General features: G+C 58.1%; 16 protein-coding genes. 9 read left to right on the top strand and 7 right to left on the bottom strand.

Features of this window, described 5'->3' with window-relative positions; translation table 11 throughout:
* Positions 1–216: 216 nt before the first annotated feature.
* Entirely contained in the window at positions 217–864 is a 648-nt protein-coding gene (gpmB, locus tag AC1MDE_RS17115) for a 2,3-diphosphoglycerate-dependent phosphoglycerate mutase GpmB (RefSeq protein WP_038649182.1), read from the bottom strand.
* 51 nt (positions 865–915) lie between these two features.
* Between gpmB and yjjX the strand changes: the two genes are divergently transcribed.
* Complete coding sequence (gene yjjX, locus AC1MDE_RS17110) at positions 916–1,434, top strand: inosine/xanthosine triphosphatase (RefSeq protein WP_058959376.1); 519 nt, start codon at positions 916–918, stop codon at positions 1,432–1,434.
* Here the strand turns inward: yjjX and trpR are convergent, their stop codons facing one another.
* Both trpR and sltY read right to left on the bottom strand, forming a co-directional pair.
* Positions 1,435–1,758, bottom strand: a complete 324-nt coding sequence (gene trpR / locus AC1MDE_RS17105) for a trp operon repressor (RefSeq protein ID WP_058959377.1) — start codon at positions 1,756–1,758, stop codon at positions 1,435–1,437. It lies immediately after the preceding gene.
* Positions 1,759–1,802: 44 nt separating this feature from the next.
* Positions 1,803–3,722, bottom strand: coding sequence for a murein transglycosylase (gene sltY, locus AC1MDE_RS17100; protein WP_480344884.1), 1,920 nt, complete (start codon positions 3,720–3,722; stop codon positions 1,803–1,805).
* Positions 3,723–3,978: 256 nt separating this feature from the next.
* Between sltY and atzF the strand changes: the two genes are divergently transcribed.
* Genes atzF through urtA form a run of 4 tightly spaced genes read left to right on the top strand, consistent with a single transcriptional unit; the run spans position 3,979 to position 11,400 of the window.
* On the top strand, positions 3,979–5,775 hold the full coding sequence (gene atzF / locus AC1MDE_RS17095) for an allophanate hydrolase (protein WP_058959459.1): 1,797 nt from the start codon (positions 3,979–3,981) through the stop codon (positions 5,773–5,775).
* A 2-nt stretch (positions 5,776–5,777) separates the two neighbouring features.
* The gene (uca, locus tag AC1MDE_RS17090) at positions 5,778–9,395 is read left to right on the top strand and encodes an urea carboxylase (protein WP_479398008.1); all 3,618 of its coding nucleotides are present in this window, start codon (positions 5,778–5,780) and stop codon (positions 9,393–9,395) included.
* A 9-nt stretch (positions 9,396–9,404) separates the two neighbouring features.
* Positions 9,405–10,103: a GntR family transcriptional regulator gene (locus tag AC1MDE_RS17085; RefSeq protein WP_479398007.1), complete on the top strand. Its 699-nt coding sequence runs from the start codon at positions 9,405–9,407 to the stop codon at positions 10,101–10,103.
* A 28-nt stretch (positions 10,104–10,131) separates the two neighbouring features.
* Entirely contained in the window at positions 10,132–11,400 is a 1,269-nt protein-coding gene (urtA, locus tag AC1MDE_RS17080; protein ID WP_167139160.1) for an urea ABC transporter substrate-binding protein, read from the top strand.
* On the opposite strand, the gene AC1MDE_RS17075 is transcribed toward urtA, so the two are convergent.
* On the bottom strand, positions 11,376–11,603 hold the full coding sequence (locus AC1MDE_RS17075; protein ID WP_153012260.1) for a hypothetical protein: 228 nt from the start codon (positions 11,601–11,603) through the stop codon (positions 11,376–11,378). The genes urtA and AC1MDE_RS17075 overlap by 25 nt on opposite strands.
* A gap of 14 nt (positions 11,604–11,617) precedes the next feature.
* Here AC1MDE_RS17075 and urtB point away from each other — a divergent pair, with 14 nt between their 5' ends.
* The 4 genes from urtB to urtE are packed head-to-tail and all read left to right on the top strand — an operon-like array spanning position 11,618 to position 15,743.
* Complete coding sequence (urtB, locus tag AC1MDE_RS17070; protein WP_480344883.1) at positions 11,618–13,183, top strand: urea ABC transporter permease subunit UrtB; 1,566 nt, start codon at positions 11,618–11,620, stop codon at positions 13,181–13,183.
* Positions 13,183–14,259 (top strand): urea ABC transporter permease subunit UrtC, encoded by a 1,077-nt coding sequence (gene urtC, locus AC1MDE_RS17065; protein WP_479398005.1) that lies wholly within the window; start codon positions 13,183–13,185, stop codon positions 14,257–14,259. The genes urtB and urtC overlap by 1 nt, the downstream gene beginning before the upstream one ends.
* A complete protein-coding gene (gene urtD, locus AC1MDE_RS17060) occupies positions 14,252–15,043 on the top strand; it encodes an urea ABC transporter ATP-binding protein UrtD (RefSeq protein WP_058959383.1) in 792 nt (263 codons plus the stop codon). Before urtC ends, urtD begins: the two co-directional genes overlap by 8 nt.
* A gap of 1 nt (position 15,044) precedes the next feature.
* On the top strand, positions 15,045–15,743 hold the full coding sequence (urtE, locus tag AC1MDE_RS17055) for an urea ABC transporter ATP-binding subunit UrtE (RefSeq protein ID WP_038649204.1): 699 nt from the start codon (positions 15,045–15,047) through the stop codon (positions 15,741–15,743).
* A 92-nt stretch (positions 15,744–15,835) separates the two neighbouring features.
* Here the strand turns inward: urtE and AC1MDE_RS17050 are convergent, their stop codons facing one another.
* The 3 genes from AC1MDE_RS17050 to fucP all read right to left on the bottom strand — a co-directional run bounded on the left by AC1MDE_RS17050 (position 15,836) and on the right by fucP (position 19,922).
* The gene (locus AC1MDE_RS17050) at positions 15,836–17,422 is read right to left on the bottom strand and encodes a methyl-accepting chemotaxis protein (protein WP_479398004.1); all 1,587 of its coding nucleotides are present in this window, start codon (positions 17,420–17,422) and stop codon (positions 15,836–15,838) included.
* A 164-nt stretch (positions 17,423–17,586) separates the two neighbouring features.
* The gene (locus tag AC1MDE_RS17045; RefSeq protein ID WP_058959384.1) at positions 17,587–18,600 is read right to left on the bottom strand and encodes an aldose 1-epimerase family protein; all 1,014 of its coding nucleotides are present in this window, start codon (positions 18,598–18,600) and stop codon (positions 17,587–17,589) included.
* Positions 18,597–19,922, bottom strand: a complete 1,326-nt coding sequence (gene fucP / locus AC1MDE_RS17040; protein WP_058959385.1) for an L-fucose:H+ symporter permease — start codon at positions 19,920–19,922, stop codon at positions 18,597–18,599. Before fucP ends, AC1MDE_RS17045 begins: the two co-directional genes overlap by 4 nt.
* Positions 19,923–19,926 lie beyond the last annotated feature (4 nt).

The raw sequence follows: 19,926 nt of genomic DNA, 5'->3' as shown, positions 1-19,926 counted from the left end.
TCCCTGAGAGATTACGGATTCTTGCAGAACTGCCGGATCGTTCAACCGATCATTTTTGTCTTAACTGATCGGCATTAGGTCATGATGACGGCATTTTTTTGGCTTCAATAACGGCAGATCGGCATAAATGGCGAGCTGACCCTTTTGCTGGGCAGGCAATCATTACCCCCACCCTTTACAGGCTGCGCATTGATGCGCACCGAAACCGAATGACCCTTAACGCTGCAATTCGTCCAGCGCAGGCGCATCCAGATGCGACACATCGCCTGCCGTCTCGACCACCCAACCTGCAGCCAGCCACGCGCTTTGTTGATGATCCACGCGTGAAATCGAGCAGTTGCGCAGGCGCAAACGGCGCTCAGCGTGCGCCGGCAATCCCAATAGCGTACTCACTAACACGCCTAACGCCATACCGTGACTGACAATCAACGGACGGCTGCCCGCTGGCAGTTCGAGCAACGCGTTCAGTGCTTCGTGCATGCGCGTCGCCATCTCCAGCATCGATTCACCGCCAGGGATGCGGCCGTCTTGGGTGCCATCCACCAGCGTTTTACGCCAGCTCTCCTCTTCCGGCGTTAAGCCATCAAGGGGGCGCTGTTCGAGACAGCCCATATTCAGCTCACGCAAACGTGCATCAACCGTGACCGTACAACCGCAGGCATCCGCGATGATCTCGGCGGTGCGGCGCGTGCGGCCTAAATCGCTGGCAATCACATGGGTGATGCCCTGCGATTTCATCCGTTCGCCCACTTGTTGGGCCTGTTGCTCACCTTTTTCCGTCAGCGGACTGTCGGATTGACCTTGAATGCGTCGGGCCGCATTCCATACCGTTTCGCCGTGACGAACAAGATAGACCTGTAGCATGCTTAATTTCCGTTATACTGCGACAAATTTGCCTTGAGGGTTCAAACAATTATGTACCACGTTGTCGCAGCCACCATCAACCCGGCAAAAATCCGCGCGATTGCTCAGGCGTTCAACGACGTCTTTGGTGAAGGATCCTGCCATATTGAAGGGGTCGAGGTCGAGAGCGGCGTTGCCGCACAGCCGTTAAGCGATGTCGAAACGCGAACTGGCGCACGTACCCGCGTGGCAAATGCGCGTTTGCAGTGTCCTGAATCTGACTACTGGGTCGCGATTGAGGCCGGTATCGAAGGCGATTGTGCCTTTGCATGGATGGTGATTGAAAACGCCCAGCAGCGCGGCGAATCGCGCTCCGCCAGCTTCACCTTGCCGCCGATTGTCATGGCGGGCTTAGCCGCCGGACACGAACTCGGTCACGAAATGGCGCGCTTAACTGGCGTTGATAATATCAAGCAGAAAGGCGGTGCTATCGGTGCGTTTACCAACGGTCTGTTGAGCCGCTCCAGCGTTTACCACCAGGCGCTGATACTGGCACTCTGCCCGTTCACCCATCCGCTGTATCAACAGTAATTAATGGCGGCCTAAGCGCGCTTCCAGCCAGCGTTTCAGCTCGGGAGGCGCTTCTTTCAGACTGTTAGAGCCACGCGTGATGGTGGCGATACCGACGCCCAGCTCATTCTTCAGCTCGCGCTGGCTCATGTCGCCGTTCATCAGCTCTTCGATAATGCGCAGGCGTGTGCCAAACGCTTCACGTTCATCGGGCGTCATCATCAGTTGCAACAACGGCAACGACACACCATCCGCGAAAGCGTTTTGCATTAAATCGATAAAACGCAGCCAGTTATCTTCAACAGGCTCAGCCGCATCCGGCTGGGAGGAAAGGGGTTGGCTCATGAAGGGCTTCCGTACTCATTGACGAGTACGGAAGCATAGCACAGCTAGTAACGGCGATTCCACTCACCATCGGCGAGAATCTTATCCGGCTTGCCCATGAAATATCGGTAGTAAGCATCATACGCCAGCACGTTTTTCACGTAGCCGCGTGTTTCGGAGAACGGGATGGTTTCGATAAACGCCACCGCATCCAGTTTTCCGCCGCTGTTATTCAACCAGCTGCGCACCCTGCCCGGCCCGGCATTGTAGGCCGCCGAGGAGAAGATGCGGTTCTGATCGAACTGCTGATAGACGTACTCCAGATACTGGGTACCAATCTGGATATTGGTCTGAGGATCCAGCAGCTGGCTGCTGTTCACATAGCCGGGGATGTTATACATCTTCACGGTATGGCTGGCCGTGGCTGGCATCACCTGCATCAAACCACTGGCACCGACCGGCGAACGCGCTTTCGGATTCCACGCACTCTCCTGGCGGGAGATCGCCATGGCATAGCTCTGCGGAATACCTTTATCGCTGGTGTATTGCTGATACAGATTGCGCCATGCCAGCGGGAAGCGCTCTTTCAGGCTATCCCACATTTTCGCGGTAATGGTCGCCTGCACGCTGAGATCCCACCAGTCCTGCTCGTTGGCGTAACGCGCCAGCATCTGTTGCTGCGAATGGGTCTTGCTGGAGATCAGATTGGCCCACTCACTGCGCGCCAGGTTATCCAGCCCCCAATACATCAGCTCACGCACGCGCGCCAGTTCAGGCCCCTGCACCACCGAGCTGTCTGCCGCCGGAGCCTGATCGATCTGCAACGGATATTCCACGCCGAGACGTTGCGCCGCCACCATCGGGTAGAAACCACGAGCCTGCATCAGCTTACGCAGAATCTCATCGGCTTCTTCTTTGCGCCCCTGAGAAATCAGCAGATCGGCTTGCCAGTATTGCCACTCATCTTTCTCTTTGGCTTCAACCGGTAAACGCGCGATCCAGGTGTTCAGTCCACGACGATCGTTCTGACTGAGCGCCAGACGCACGCGACGCTCCACCAGCGCGGTGGATTCACTGTTCATCACCACCGCATCACGCCAGCGCGCCTGCTCGGAAGTCAGATCGGCGCCCATCATGCGCCACACGACAGTTTCCTTCAGATCCTGCTCTTCCGCCGGGCTCATTTTTTGCGCCTGCACCAGTTGCGGGATCATCATGCGCGCATTATCCATGTCTTCACGCGCGACGCGGGCAAAGGCATAACTGGTGGCCATACGAGTGAAATCGGTCGGACCGAGGCTGCTGGCAAAAGTGGTGACGGTCTGCGGATTTTGCTGCAGCGCAATCAGCGCGCTGGAAGTGGTTTGATAATCCGCCGGCAGCATTTTCGCCAGATAATTCACCAGACTGTCGTTGCCGGCTTTCATCGCCAGGCGAATACGTTCGAGAATGGTGATCGGCGACATCTGTCCGGACGCTTGCCACACCGAGAACAGCTGATCGCAGTCATTCGGTAACGCGGAACCGCGCAGCCAGATCGATTTCGCGCCATCAAACGCCACCTGCTGCTGGCCGGTAGCCCACTTGGCGTAATACCAGTTACAGCGCGCGTGCACCGGTTTGGGCTCATCCGGGCTAAAGCTCAGCACGCCCTGCCAGTCCTGACGATGTGCCAACACGTTGACGAAGCGTGTCGAGAGTGAACGCGCCGGTGGCAGCGTTGGATATTGCTGAATGAAATTCTTCACCGCCAGCGGCGTCTCTTGATCGAGATCCTGCGCCAGCAAACGGTATTGCAGATACGGATAGAGCGGATAATCCTGCAGCGTTGGCATCAGCTGCGAGACCTGGTCCATTTGATTGTTATCCCAGGCTTGTTTGATTTGCGCATAGCGCTGTCTTTGTTGATCCAGCGAGTCGGCCCACACGCTGCTGGCCGTGCTGACCAGACAGATCCCTATCATCCAGTTACGCCACTTCTCCACTCTGCTCTCCTCTCTGCTGCGATCCAACTCATGCCAGACTTAACTCATGCTAACCAGGCCAACGGTCTCTTGCCATGTTCTTCACAAAATTTACGCAGGCGCACCGTGATTGCACACTGTCTGCGCTGTGACTGTGCAAATTATCATCACAAAATCTTATGTCATATCAATTAGCTACAGCTATTCATTTACTTACAAAAATGGCACGCGCTTTGCTCTGTTGAATTCCATCTTGTATACCAGTTGGAATTCACTCATGGCAGCAACCTTCGGATACACGCTTCAGGATTGGCAACATCGCTATCAGCAGGACCCGCAGTGCATTAGCGCGCTGTTGGCAGCCCACCTCGACGCTATCGATCAGCAGGATAATGCCTGGCTGTATGTCGCCTCGCCCGCACAGCTGCAAGCGCAAATCGAACCCTTGCTGGCGAGTTATTTGCGCAATCCCGCTGCGCTGCCGCTGTTTGGCGTGCCGTTTGCGGTGAAAGACAATATCGATGTGGCAGGCTGGCCGACCAGTGCCGCCTGTCCGGCCTTAACCTATACGGCTGAAACTGATGCCTTTGTGGTCGCACAGCTTAAAGCGGCCGGTGCGGTGGTGATCGGCAAAACCAACCTCGACCAATACGCCACTGGGTTAGTCGGCACGCGTTCTCCGTTCGGTGCGGTAAGCAACACCTTTAACCCCGAGTATGTTAGCGGTGGTTCCAGCTCCGGTTCTGCTTCGGTGCTGGCGCGCGGCCTGGTGGGCTTCTCGCTGGGCACCGATACCGCCGGTTCCGGTCGCGTCCCGGCAGGTTTTAACAACATCGTCGGTCTGAAACCGACCAAAGGCTGGTTCTCGGCCAGCGGCGTAGTGCCTGCTTGCCGTTTGAATGACACCATCTCCGTCTTCGCTCTGACGGTGGAAGATGCCTTCACCGTTGCCACCGCCGCAGGCGGTTACGATGCGGGAGACGCCTACTCACGCAACAATCCGCACACCGCGCCTGCCAGCTTTAAGGCTCGACCTGATTTCGCCATTCCTGCCATGCCTGAATTCTTTGGTGATAAGCAGGCCGAAGCAGCCTGGTTACGTGCGCTGGAGCAACTGCAAGCGGGCGGCGCGACACTGCACCCTATCGACTTCACCGCATTCCACCAACTGGCGGAACAGCTTTATTACGGCCCGTGGGTTGCCGAGCGCACTGTCGCTGTCGGTGAGATGATCAATCGCCCGGAAGAGATGGACCCGGTGGTGTACGGTATTGTCAGCAGTGGCCTGAAATACACCGCCGTCGAGGCTTATCAGGCGGAATACCTGCGCGCTGAGCTGACGCGTCAAATCCAGCAAACCCTGGCGCAGTTTGATGCGCTAGTGGTGCCGACCTCGCCAACCATTCATACGCTGGAAGAGATGAAGCAGGAGCCGGTGCATTACAACTCGCAGTTTGGCACCTACACCAACTTCACTAACCTTGCTGACCTTAGCGCACTGGCGCTGCCTGGTCCGTTCCGCGCCGATGGCCTGCCTGCGGGCATCACGCTGATTGCGTCTGCCTGGCAGGATCGCGCGCTGGCAGGCTTCGGCATTCAGTGGCAACAGCAGATGGCGCTGACGTTAGGCGCGACCGGCAAAGCTCAGCCCGCTCAATACACCGCCTTCCCGGTGTCTGCCGATCACGTACGCGTGGCAGTGGTCGGTGCGCACCTCACCGGCATGCCGCTGAATTTCCAGCTCACCACCCGCGATGCGGTGTGGGTGGAAGAGACACAAACCGCCAGCCACTACCGCCTGTTTGCCCTGCTCGATGGTCCGATCAAAAAACCCGGCCTGCTGCGCGGTGACAGTGGTGCCGCCATCACCGTGGAACTGTGGGATATCCCACTCGCGCGCTTTGGCGAATTTGTGGCGGAAATCCCGGCACCGCTCGGCATTGGATCTCTGACGCTGGCTGATGGTCGCGTGGTGAAAGGCTTTATCTGTGAACCGGCGGTGCTGTCGCAGGCGCTGGAAATTACCGAATTTGGCGGCTGGCGCAACTGGCTGGCCTCTCAGGGGAGTAAATAACCATGTTCAGCACCGTCCTGATCGCTAACCGTGGCGAAATCGCCTGCCGTGCGATTCGCACCCTGAAGCGCCTCGGCGTGAAAAGCGTTGCCGTTTACTCCGATGCCGACCGTAACGCGCGCCATGTCAAAGAAGCCGATGTGGCGATTGCCCTCGGCGGTGACAAAGCCAGCGACAGCTATCTGCGCATCGATAAAATTCTGGCTGCTGCTAAAGAGACCGCCGCAGAAGCCATCTGGCCGGGCTACGGCTTTCTCTCCGAAAGCCTGCCGTTTGCCGCCGCCTGTGAAGAGGCGGGGATTGCGTTCGTTGGTCCGACGGCGCAGCAGATTGGCGAGTTTGGCCTGAAGCACCGCGCGCGTGAACTGGCGGCTAGCGCAGGTGTGCCGATGACGCCTGGCACACCGCTGCTCAACTCGCTGGAAGAGGCGCTCAGCGCGGCAGAAAACATCGGTTATCCGGTGATGCTAAAAAGCACGGCGGGCGGCGGCGGTATTGGCTTAACCCGCTGTGACGACGCCGATGCGCTGCGCAATGCATGGGAGAGCGTACGTCGTCTCGGCGAACAGTTTTTCAGTGATGCAGGCGTGTTCCTGGAGCGCTTTATCGACCGCGCGCGCCACGTTGAAGTGCAGATTTTTGGTGACGGCAGCGGCAAAGTAATTGCCCTCGGTGAGCGTGACTGCTCATTACAGCGTCGCAACCAGAAAGTGGTGGAAGAGACCCCGGCACCGAACCTGCCGCAGGCGACGCGTGAGGCGCTGCTCTCATCGGCCGTGCGTCTGGGCGAGTTAGTGAGCTATCGCAGCGCCGGTACCGTGGAATACATCTACGACGCCGAACAGGACGCGTTCTACTTCCTCGAAGTGAACACCCGTTTACAGGTGGAGCATCCAGTGACGGAGTGTGTCACCGGCCTCGATCTGGTGGAGTGCATGCTGCAAGTTGCCGCCGGTGATGCCATCGACTGGGCGCGACTGCAGCAGGCACCCAAAGGCGCATCGATTGAAGTACGTATCTATGCTGAAGATCCACTGAAAAACTTCCAGCCAAGTCCCGGCACCCTGACCGGCGTCAGTTTCCCGGATGGCGTGCGCGTCGATGGCTGGATCGATACCGGCACCGAAGTCTCAGCATTTTACGATCCGATGGTTGCCAAACTGATTGTTCACGCCGACACGCGTGAAGCGGCGCTGGCAAAAATGCAGCAGGCGCTGGATGCCACACAGCTGCACGGCATCGCCACCAACCTCGATTATCTGCGCCAGATTGTGGCCACCGAAGCGTTCAGCAGCGGCAAAGTCTGGACGCGTTTCCTCGACAGCTTTACGCCGTCTGCCAGCGTAATTGAAGTGCTGCAACCCGGTACCTTCAGCAGCATCCAGGATTTCCCTGGCCGCCTCGGCTATTGGGATATTGGCGTGCCACCTTCAGGCCCGATGGATGACTTCGCTTTCCGCCTCGCAAACCGCATTGCCGGCAACCACGACAGCGCCGCCGGGCTGGAATTTACTTTGCAAGGCCCGACACTGCGTTTCCACAGCGACGCAGTCATTGCCCTTACCGGCGCAGATTGCCCGGCAGAACTGGATGGCGCAAGCCTCGATTACTGGCAACCAATCAGTGTAAAAGCAGGCCAGACGCTGACGTTAGGCCGTGCGCAAAGCGGTTGCCGCACCTATTTAGCGGTGCGCAACGGCTTCGATGTGCCGGAATATCTGGGCAGCCGTTCTACCTTCTCACTCGGCCAGTTTGGCGGTCATGCCGGACGCACCCTGCGCATCGCCGATATGCTGCCGATCTCCCAGCCGCTGCTGGCCGCCTGCACCACGCCCGCGCCGATCAGTGAACCGCAAGCGCTCGATCACGCGCTGGTGCCGCACTATGGCAACGAATGGCGCATCGGCGTGCTGTACGGCCCGCACGGCGCGCCGGATTTCTTCACCCAGGCTGCCATCGACGAGTTCTTTGCCAGCGACTGGCAGGTGCACTACAACTCCAACCGTCTCGGCGTGCGCTTAGTGGGACCCAAACCGACCTGGACGCGTGCCAACGGCGGCGAAGCCGGGCTGCACCCTTCCAACGTACACGACTGCGAATACGCAATTGGCGCGGTGAACTTTACCGGTGACTTCCCGGTGATCCTGACCCATGACGGCCCGAGCCTTGGTGGCTTCGTCTGTCCGGTGACGATTGCCAAAGCGGAGCTGTGGAAAGTCGGTCAGGTGAAACCGGGCGACCGCATTCGCTTCCATCCAATCAGCGCCGACGAAGCGGTGGCGCTGGAGAAAGCCCAGGCGCACAGCGTGGAAACCTTGCGCAGTACCCATGCGCCAGCCTTCGAGGTGCCTTCGCTGGCGACCAGTGACATCGGCTCTGCGACCTTGCTGGCCGCACTGCCCGCCACAGACACCACGCCTGCTGCCGTGTATCGCCAGGCCGGTGATAAATATGTGCTGATTGAGTACGGCGACAACGTGCTGGATCTGGCGCTGCGTCTGCGTGTGCACCTGCTGATGAATGCGCTGCGTGAACGTGCGGTGCCTGGCGTGGAAGAGCTATCGCCTGGCGTGCGTTCATTGCAGGTGCGCTATGACAGCCTGATCCTCAGCCAGAAACAGCTGATGAATCTGCTGCTGGAACTGGAAGCCGGACTCGGCGATGTCAGCCAGCTGAAAGTGCCTTCGCGCATCGTCTGGATGCCAATGGCATTTGAAGACAGCGCCACGCTCGGTGCGGTTGAGCGTTATCAGGAAACCGTGCGCGCTAGCGCACCATGGCTGCCGAACAACGTTGATTTTATTCAGCGCATTAATGGGTTGGAGAGTCGCGAAGCGGTGCGCGACACCATTTTCGATGCCAGCTATCTGATTCTCGGCCTGGGCGATGTCTACCTCGGCGCACCATGCGCAGTACCGATCGATCCGCGCCATCGCCTGCTCAGTTCCAAATACAGCCCGGCACGTACCTTTACCGCCGAAGGCACAGTCGGTATTGGCGGCATGTACATGTGCATCTACGGGATGGATTCACCCGGTGGCTATCAGCTGGTGGGCCGCACGCTGCCAATCTGGAACAAATTCCTCAAGAACGACCAGTTCGCGGCGGATGAGCCATGGCTGCTGCACTTCTTCGATCAGGTGCGCTTCTATCCGGTGACCGAAGATGAACTCACGCAACTGCGCGATGACTTCCGCGAAGGCCGCGCCACGGTACGCATCGAAGAGACGCTGTTTGATTTTGCTGCCCACCAGCAATTCCTCGCTGAACACGCCGACTCAATTGCCGAATTCCGTCAGCGCCAGTCAGCCGCTTTCGAACAGGAAGTGACGCTGTGGGCACAGGAAGAGCAGAACGCGCCGCTGACCAGTGAAGAGACGCTGATGGCCCCGGAAGCCGACGAAGATGCGCTAGCGGTCTGTGCCGATATGAACGGCAACATCTGGAAAGTGCTGGTGCAGCCGGGGGACGCAGTGGAAGCCGGTCAGACGCTGATCATCGTCGAAGCGATGAAAATGGAACTGGCGATTGTCGCGCCGCAGGCCGGCACGGTGAAACGCATTGCCTGTCAGGCAGGACGTCCGGTGAGTCCGGGCGACACCCTGCTGTGGCTGGAATAAGGAACTCGTATGCATCAAAGCCCACGCAGCAAAGGCCGCCCGGAAGCGCTGGCGGAGAAGGTTTATCAGGCATTGAAACAGGACATTTTTGAGTTTCGTTTAATGCCCGGTGACCGCTTTAGCGAAAACGAAATCGCCGATCGGCTCGACGTGAGCCGCACGCCGGTACGTCAGGCGCTGTTTTGGCTGGAGCGCGAGGGCTATGTCGAAGTGTGGTTCCGCAGCGGCTGGCAGGTGAAGCCGTTCGACTTCGAATACTTCGAAGAGCTGTACGACTTCCGCACCGTGCTGGAGCGCGAAGCAGTGCGCCGCCTGTGCGCGCTGCCGCCGCTGGCCTGTGCGGAAATCCTGAACGAACTGAAAGGTTTCTGGACCGATGCGCCACGCCTGGAGGATGGCAAAGCGGTGTCGGCGCACGACGAAGCCTTTCATATGGCGCTGGTAGCCGCCGCGGGCAATCAGGAGATGGCACGCATCCACGCCGAACTGACCGAAAAGATCCGCATCATCCGTCGTCTCGACTTTACCCGTGACGACCGGGTAGATGCGACATACCGCGAACACGCTCAGATTTTACGGGCGATTTTCCAGCAACAAACCGAGGAGGCACAACGCATTTTAACCGACCACATTGCCGTCAGTAAGGCAGAGGTCAGAAAGATCACATTGCATATGTTACAGCAGGCCCGGCTTCAACCCATTGAATAAAAACACTAACACATTTAGAGGGTTAACGATGAAAAGACGTTCGTTGCTAAAAGCTTTTGCGCTCTCCGCCACCGTGGCCAGTTTGGGCTTTACCTTTGGTGCCCAGGCCGCTGATACCATCAAAGTCGGCATCATGTCGTCGCTTTCCGGCACCATGGCGATCTCCGAGACGCCGCTGAAAGACGTGGCCCTGATGACCATTGATGAAATCAACGCCAAAGGCGGCGTGCTGGGCAAAAAGCTGGAACCGGTGGTGGTCGATCCGGCGTCTAACTGGCCGCTGTTCGCGGAAAAAGCGCGTCAGCTGTTAACACAGGATAAAGTCGCGGCGGTGTTCGGCTGCTGGACTTCGGTCTCACGTAAGTCAGTGCTGCCGGTGTTTGAAGAGCTGAACGGCCTGCTGTTCTATCCGGTGCAGTACGAAGGCGAAGAGATGTCGCCAAACGTGTTCTACACTGGTGCGGCACCCAACCAGCAGGCGATTCCGGCGGTGGAATACCTGATGAGCGAAGACGGCGGCAGCGCCAAACGCTTCTTCCTGCTGGGTACCGATTACGTCTACCCGCGTACCACTAACAAGATTCTGCGCGCCTTCCTGCACACCAAAGGCATTCAGGATAAAGACATCGAAGAGGTCTATACGCCGTTTGGCTACAGCGACTATCAGACCATCGTTTCTAACATCAAGAAGTTCTCTGCCGGTGGCAAAACGGCCGTGATCTCCACCATCAACGGTGACTCCAACGTGCCGTTCTACAAAGAGCTGGCTAACCAGGGCATTAAAGCCACGGATATTCCGGTGATCGCCTTCTCGGTCGGCGAGGAAGAACTGCGCGGGATTGATACCAAACCGCTGGTCGGTCAGTTAGCCGCGTGGAACTACTTCGAATCGGTGGATAACCCAACTAACGCGAAATTCGTGGCGGATTACCGTGCTTATGCCAAAGCGCACAACCTGCCGAACGCAGGCACCGTGGTCACCAATGACCCGATGGAAGCGACTTATGTCGGCATCCATATGTGGGCGCAGGCGGTAGAAAAAGCGGGTACCACCGATGTGGACAAAGTGCGTGCGGCGATGGCCGGACAGACCTTTAAAGCACCGGACGGCTTCACGCTGACCATGGATAAAACCAACCACCATCTGCACAAGCCCGTGATGATCGGCGAAGTGGAAGAGAACGGTCAGTTCAACGTGGTGTGGCAGACCGATAAAACGGTGCGTGCCCAGCCGTGGAGCCCGTACATCGCCGGTAATGATAAGAAACCGGATTATCCGGTGAAATCGACGAAGTAATAAGCAAAACGCGCGCTGGTGCCCGATCCGGCTCTGTAATGGAGCCAGGGCAAAGGCATCAGCCGCCTGCGGATCTTCTCTGGCAAAGTATGGGAGAGGATGCCGAATGTGATTATCAGCGTTCTTTGCTGGATCGGTCCCCTCTCCCGCTTGCGGCAGAGGGTTAGGGTGAGGTCATCCACCGCGCCCAAGCCCAACGACATACAGGATCATCATCATGACAATCCGCCGTTATCTTTGCTGTCTGCTGCTGCTCCTGCCGTGGCTCGCCCAGGCGGGCGATGGCGCGGATTTCGCCGCCGCCAGCCGCACTGAACAGGCCAACCTGCTGCAACAATGGGCGGCCACCGCGCAGGCCAGCCGCTTGCCGCTGTTGCAGGCACTGCGCAACGAAAGCATGGTCATCGACCAGAACAAACAGCCGTTTAGCAAGCAGGATGACAAACTCATCCCGCTGGATAGCGCACAACAGCCGACGGGTGACACCAAAAAGCTGTTTATGAACAACCGGCTGCGCGTGTTAATCGCCAGCGCCCTCGCCGCCCACCAGCTGGTGAGCGAGGATCCCGCGATTCGCCTGCGTGCCGCCCAACAGTTGCAAAACGACGGTGCCGCCGATCAGTTGCCGCTGATCGAACAGCGTCTCGCCGTGGAAAAAGACACTCAGGTTCACGCCGTGCTCGTCATGGCCGCCGCTAATCTGCAACTTGCCAGCCCGGATGCCCGCGTGCGCCTCAAAGCCGTCACGCTGCTCGGTGAGTCCAGCGACCCAAATATGCAGGCCAGCCTCAATCGCTTAACGCAGGCCAGCAACGAACCCGATGCGCAGGTGCGCGCCGCGGCCACGGAGAGCCTGCAACAAATCAAACATCGCCTGATGTGGGGCGATCTCTTCGGTCAGGCGTTTACCGGCCTGTCACTCGGCTCGATCCTGCTGCTAGCCGCGCTGGGTCTGGCGATCACTTACGGCCTGCTTGGCGTGATCAATATGGCGCACGGCGAGATGCTGATGCTCGGCGCTTACGCCACCTGGTTTGTACAAAACCTGTTCCAGCAGTTCGCACCACAGTGGCTGGCTTGGTATCCGCTGCTGGCGCTGCCTGTGGCATTCCTGATCACTGCGAGCATTGGCATGCTGCTGGAACGCACCATCATTCGCCATTTATACGGCCGCCCGCTGGAAACCCTGCTCGCCACCTGGGGCATCAGTCTGATGCTGATCCAACTGGTGCGTATGCTGTTTGGCGCACAGAACCTGGAAGTGGCTAACCCAGGCTGGCTGTCTGGCGGCTGGCAAGTGTTGCCTAACCTGGTGCTGCCGTACAACCGTATTGCGGTGATCCTGTTTGTATTTGCCGTGCTGGGTCTGACCTGGCTGCTGCTCAATAAAACCCGTCTGGGCCTGAGCGTGCGCGCCGTGACGCAAAATCGCGCGATGGCCGATTGCTGCGGGGTGCCAACCGGGCGCATCGATATGCTGGCGTTTGGTCTGGGCTCTGGCATTGCTGGACTGGGAGGCGTGGCGCTGTCGCAGCTCGGCAACGTCGGCCCGGAGCTGGGACAGGGTTACATCATCGACTCTTTCCTGGTGGTGGTGCTTGGCGGCGTGGGGCAGCTGGCGGGCACCGTGGTAGCGGCCTTCGGCCTGGGCATCCTTAACAAAGTGCTGGAACCGCAGATTGGTGCGGTACTGGGTAAAATCCTCATCCTCGTGCTGATCGTACTGTTCATTCAGAAACGTCCACAGGGCCTGTTTGCCTTCAAAGGGAGGGTAATAGACTGATGAGCCAACCCCTGACGTTAACGCTGACGCGCAAAGCGCCGCGCCTCAGCATCAGCCTCGGCATCGTGATCTCCTTGCTGCTGCTGGTGCTGCCGTTCTGCGCCCTATTACCCGCCACGCATCCGCTGGCGATCTCTACTTACACGCTGACCTTGATCGGCAAAATCCTCTGCTACGCCATCGTCGCGGTAGCGCTGGATCTGGTATGGGGCTATGCCGGATTGCTGTCTCTTGGACACGGTCTGTTCTTCGCATTAGGCGGCTATGCGATGGGCATGTACCTGATGCGCCAGGCATCGGGCGAGGGCTTACCGGCCTTTATGTCGTTCCTGTCGTGGAGTGAGCTGCCGTGGTTTTGGGCCGGCACGCAACATTTTGCCTGGGCGCTGTGTCTGATCATGCTGGCGCCGGGTTTGCTGGCGCTGGTGTTCGGTTACTTCGCCTTCCGCTCAAAAATTAAAGGCGTTTACTTCTCGATCATGACGCAGGCGCTGACCTATGCCGGCATGCTGCTGTTCTTCCGCAATGAAACGGGCTTTGGCGGTAACAACGGTTTTACCGGTTTCACCACCCTGCTCGGCTTTAACGTTACCGCCACCGGCACGCGCATTGGACTGTTCGTCGCCACCGTGCTGCTGTTGTTAATCAGCCTTGGCATTGGCTTCGCACTGGCGCGCAGTAAGTTTGGGCGAGTGTTGACGGCGGTACGCGATGCCGAAAACCGCCTGATGTTCGTCGGTTACGACCCTAAAGGCTTCAAGCTGTTTGTCTGGACGCTGTCGGCGGTGTTGTGTGGTCTTGCGGGCGCGCTGTATGTGCCGCAGGTCGGCATTATCAATCCCAGTGAAATGTCGCCGACCAACTCGATTGAAGCCGCTATTTGGGTGGCACTCGGCGGGCGCGGCACCTTGATTGGCCCGCTTTTAGGGGCCGCGATTGTGAACGGGGCCAAAAGCTGGTTCACCGTCGCCTTCCCGGAATATTGGCTGTTCTTCCTCGGCCTGATGTTTATCCTCGTCACGCTGTTCCTGCCGCGTGGTGTGATTGGCCTGCTGCGCCGGAGGCGTGATGACTGAGCAACTGTTTACCCAACCCCATCCCGCCGATCGCCATCGCGATCAGAGCGATCCTGTGCTGCAACTGGAGAAGATCAACGTCTCATTTGATGGCTTCCGCGCGCTCACCGATCTGTCGCTGAAGATCGGCGTCGGTGAACTGCGCTGTGTGATCGGCCCCAACGGCGCGGGCAAAACCACGCTGATGGACGTGATCACCGGCAAAACGCGTCCCGATAACGGGCAGGTGATCTATGACCAGGATACCGATCTCACCCGCATGTCGTCGGTGGAGATCGCCCGGGCCGGCATTGGCCGCAAGTTCCAGAAACCCACGGTTTTTGAAGCGCTCACCGTATTCGAAAATCTGGAAATCGCGCTGAAAAACGATAAGTCGGTGTGGGCTAGTTTGCGTGCACGACTCAACGGCGAACAGCAGGATCGCATCAATGAGGTGCTAAAACTGCTGCGGCTGAGCGGTGAGCGGCAGCGCAAAGCGGGCTTGTTGTCGCACGGTCAGAAGCAGTTTCTCGAAATCGGCATGTTGTTAGTGCAGGACCCGCATCTGCTACTGCTCGACGAACCCGCGGCGGGTATGACCGACGCAGAAACCGAGTACACCGCCGAGCTGTTCCGCAGTCTGGCAGGCAAGCATTCGCTGATGGTGGTGGAACACGACATGGGCTTTGTCGAGACGATTGCCGATCACGTCACGGTACTGCATCAGGGCCAGGTGCTGGCAGAGGGATCGTTACGCGAAGTGCAGGCGAATGATCGGGTCATCGACGTTTATCTGGGGCGCTAAGATGCTGCAAGTATCCGAACTGAATCAATATTATGGCGGCAGCCATATTCTGCGCGGTCTTTCGTTTGAGACGAAACCGGGCGAAATTACCTGCCTGCTGGGCCGCAACGGCGTGGGTAAAACCACGCTGCTGAAATGCCTGATGGGGCTGATCCCGGCGAAATCCGGTGAGATTCGCTGGCAGGATAAGGTGATCAACAGCCGTAAGCCGCATCAGCGTGTGCAAGCGGGTATTGCTTATGTGCCGCAGGGCCGCGAAATTTTCCCGCGCCTGACGGTGGAGGAGAATCTGCTGATGGGGCTGGCACGCTTCTCGGGATCGCAGTCCAAATCCGTGCCCGAGGAGATTTACCAGCTGTTCCCGGTGCTGCGCGAAATGAAGGCCCGACGCGGCGGCGATCTGTCCGGTGGGCAACAGCAGCAACTGGCGATCGGTCGTGCGCTGGCTTGCAAGCCACAGCTGTTGATCCTCGATGAACCGACCGAAGGGATCCAGCCGTCGGTGATCAAGGAGATTGGCGCAGTGATCCGTCAGTTGGCCCAGCGTGGTGATATGGCGATCCTGCTGGTGGAGCAGTTTTACGATTTCGCCGCCGAGCTGGCCGATCAGTATCTGGTGATGTCGCGCGGAGAGATCGTGCAACGCGGCGCGGGATCCAATATGGAAGCAGAAGGCGTGCGCGGATTAGTGGCGATTTAACTTTTAACTGTAGAGTGCACGAAAAGGGCGCCATTGATGGCGCCCTACGACTCAATACCTATCGGTGTAACGGCGTAGTTTGTTGCGAGACGTTACTGAGCCGGCTTCGACTCCAACTGGAATACGCTGATATTCTCCACCAGCGAGCCGACCTGCTGATTCAGCGCGCGTGCCGATTGGGCGGACTGCTGCGACAGCGTGGCGTTCTGCTGGGTGGCGGCATCCATATGCGTCACCGCCAGGTTCACCTGCTCAATACCCACGCTCTGCTCCGCGCTAGCGGATGAGATGTTCTCCATCAGCTCGCACAGCTGCTTCACGCTCTCGACAATCTCCTGCATCGACGATCCCGCGCCTTTCACCAGCGTGTTGCCCTGCGCAATCAAACTCACTGAACGATCGGTCAGACCACGAATATCACGCGCTGCAGAAGCGGAGCGCTGTGCCAGCGCACGCACTTCCGACGCCACCACCGCAAAGCCGCGCCCATCATTCCCAGCGCGTGCCGCTTCGACCGCCGCATTCAGTGCCAGAATATTGGTCTGGAACGCAATCCCATCGATCACCGTCACGATCTCGTTGATCTCACGCGAGAACTGGTGAATCTCGCCCATCGCCACCACCACTTTTTCCACCACCTCGCCGCCCTCGCCGGCGCGCTGGCGGGTATCGCGCGCGATATCGCTGGCATGCCGTGCATTATCGGCATTGTTTTTCACCACTGACGTCAGCTGTTCCATTGAAGCGGCGGTCTCTTCCAATGCGCTGGCCTGCGCTTCATTGCGCGCCGAGAGCTCGCGGCTGCCGTGCGCCACCTGGTCGGTGGTGTCGGCAATCGCTTCAGTGCCGGAACGCACACCCGTGACAATGCGCGTCAGGTTGTGGTTCATATCACGCAGCGCCGCCATCAGCTGTGCCGTTTCGTCGCGTCCTGAAACCTCAATCTGGGTGCGTAGGTCACCCGCTGCCACAGTTTTCGCCACGTTGATCGCTTGCTTCAGCGGACGCGTGATGCTCTGCACCAGCCAGGCCGTAATGCACACACCAACCAGCAAGATACAGCCCATCGCTATCAGCAGCAGCATGCGGGTATTCTGGTAATGGGCGAGGTTGTTAGCTTCTATCTCCTGATGCATCTGCTGCGCGCGTTTCAGCGTGGCAGCCACCAGATCGTCAATTTGCTGTGTCGGTGCGCGGTCGATACCGGTGACCAGATGGTCAACGCGTGCCGCACTGTTAATATCGCTGATACTGTAGTTTTCCAGCGCCGCCAGATATTTGCTCTCCAGCCCGGCATGCACCGCGCGCGCCTGTTCCACGGGAGCGTCAGGTAACCCCAGCGACGTCTGAATCTGGCTCAGCTTACTCATCAGCGCCTGCGTTTGCTGGCTCTCTTTCAAAAACGCCTTTTTGTACTTATCGAAGGTCTCCTGCCCTTGGGTGCCGCGCAACAGGGTATTTTTCCACTCCTGCACCTGTATCTTGAACTGCACCTGCGCACTGCGCGCGGTGTCGATGCTGTCGGCAATCAGGACTTCACGTGCCATCACGTCCTGATTGTTTTCCAGCGCCTGCATATTGACTTGCAGTCCGTGCAGTCCCATCAACAATGTGGCGAGCAACAGCAGCGTGGCGAGAAAACCCAGCCGCTGGCCAATTTTAAACTGATTGAGCTTCATAAATCTGAACCCTGGTAAAGAGAGAGGAGAACCAATGTGACGAATGTCGCAGGGGTTATCGTCCAACCGGGCAGTTGGCTTTATAGGATTGGCAAGGATATTGCGTGACAGTTTCGTGAATAGCGAAGCGGTAAAAATTGAGGCGGCACAAGGGCCGCCTGCGATTAGAGAATGCCGGTCTCCACACTGAAATGGCGTTGCTCGCCCGATGCCAACTCAATCAAGGTTCCAGCACGCTGTGCCGCCTTAAATCCTTCAGGCCGACAAGTTGAGGGCAGCACGTAAGCCGCAACCTGCTGATCGTGATTGTGCAGCAGCCAGCGTGTGGCGTGGGGGAATTGTCGGCTATCGAAGCGCGTCATCAAGGCATAACCTTCCGGGGCATGCAGTTCGAACTGCACCTCATGGCCGTACTGCGGCAGATCGTCGGCAAAGAACACGATCTCCGGATCGCACATCTCCGGCTGATCCAACTGCTGTAATGCCTGTGGATCGCGCGCCAGCTGATCGGTATAGGCGGTCCACTGCGGCGTCGGTTTCACGTGCGCCGGGATCGAGGTGCGCAGCTTGAAAGCATCCTGCGGGATCGACTGCTTAAAGCGGCCATTGGCCAGCCAGGCACTGTTTAAGTGGCACATGTACTGCAATGGCATTGGTGCGCCCGCCAGATTGGTGACGTTCATCTCAATCTGCAGACGCGGCGTGTTAGCGTGCAAACGCACCGCTGGAGAGGCCAGATAGTGATGGCCAAAGCCTTTCACATATTCGGTCTCCCCTTCCAGCGACACGCGATCCTGCTCCAGCACCATCCATGCGCTGTCCATGCGCGCGCAGGCCATTTCACCGTGCAGCGGATGGTCGTCATCCGGCGCCGGACAGCCGTTCGCCAGCAGGCCGGAATGGAAGGCAAAACAGCCGTAGGTGTCGATAATCGAGCTGCCCAGCAGTGGCTGTTTGAAGCTATGTCCCATGGTAAGGAAATGACCATCGAAGGTCGCGTCCCACACCATTTGACCGTAAAACGGCAGCACGATTACCGTGCCGCGTTGGTTACGGATGCGTACCGCTTCCACACCCGCCGGATAGCGAAACAGCTCGACGTGGAAATAGTCATTGTGCAACAGCGTACTCGTGGTTTCATGGAACTGCTCACGACGCAGCGGTAAACGGGTTTTCATGGCATCTCCTCAACCAGACGACCTGCCTGCATCGCCTGATTTTTATGGCGCAGTTCGCCCCAGAAATAGAAACCCACCCAGGCGAAGCACAACAGCGACACACCAAAGGCCAGCTGCATCGATCCCAGATGATCGGAGACGAAGCCCTGAATCGCCGGGATAAACGCCGCGCCGACAATCGACATGACGATAAACGCACCTGCCACTTCGGTGTACTTGTTATCCACCGTGGCCAGCGTGCCCGCGTAAATCGTCGCCCAGCAGGGTCCAAACAGCACGCTGACAAACACTGCCGCGTATACGGCGGTAAAGTTTGGCACAAACATCACCCACGCGAGGGTGATCACACCGAGAACCGAGTAGGCAATCAGCACTTTTTCTGCACGGAAGCGTGTCATCAGGAAGTTGGCGACAAACTTGCCGATAAAGAAGCAGATAAAGCTGTAAATCATAAAGTTAGAGGCGTGACGCTCATTCGTCGCGCCCAGCGTCAGCGCCAGACGGATGGTGAAGGACCACACCGCCACCTGCATCCCGACATAGAGGAACTGCGCCACGATGCCGCGTTTGAAGTGGCGATTACCGGCCAGATAGCGAAAGGTTTCGCCCAGTGACGGCAGTGACTTTTCACTCGACGCCGGTTTGCAGCGCGGATAACGGGTAAACAGGAACAGCAGCATCACCACCACTAACACCATCACCAGATATTTGTACGGCTCCAGCGTGTGTTCCAGCATGCTCAGGCGGAAGGCATGCGCCTGCTCGGCATTCATGCCCGCCATCTGCGTATGCAGACTTTCGCCGTCCTGAAACACCAGATATTTACCCAACACAATGCCCATCAGCGCACCAATCGGATAGAACGTCTGGCTGATGTTAAGACGTAGCGTGGCGTGATCGCGGTGACCAATCATCGAGCTATAGGTGTTGGCGGCCGTTTCGAGGAAGCTGAGGCCAATGGCGATGGCGAAGATCGCCGCGAGGAACATGGTGTAAGTCGCCATATGTGACGCCGGATAGAACAGCACGCAACCGACGATATACAGCACCAATCCCATCAATATCGCCAGCTTGTAAGTGGCTTTGCGGATCACCAGCGAGGCGGGAATCGCGATCAGGAAGTAGCCACCGTAAAAGGCACTCTGCACCAGCGCACTGGCAAAATCGCTCAGCGCAAATACGCTTTTGAATTGCGTAATCAGGATATCGTTTAAGCTCGCGGCACAACCCCACAATGGGAACAGGCACGAGAGCAAAATGAACTGAAACAGTGGCGTCTTATTCAGATAGCCGTCAGATTGCTGAACAATATTCTGTTGCATGACT

The organism is Pantoea folii (genome assembly GCF_056678875.1).
This window is presented reverse-complemented; position numbering and strand designations above follow the sequence as displayed.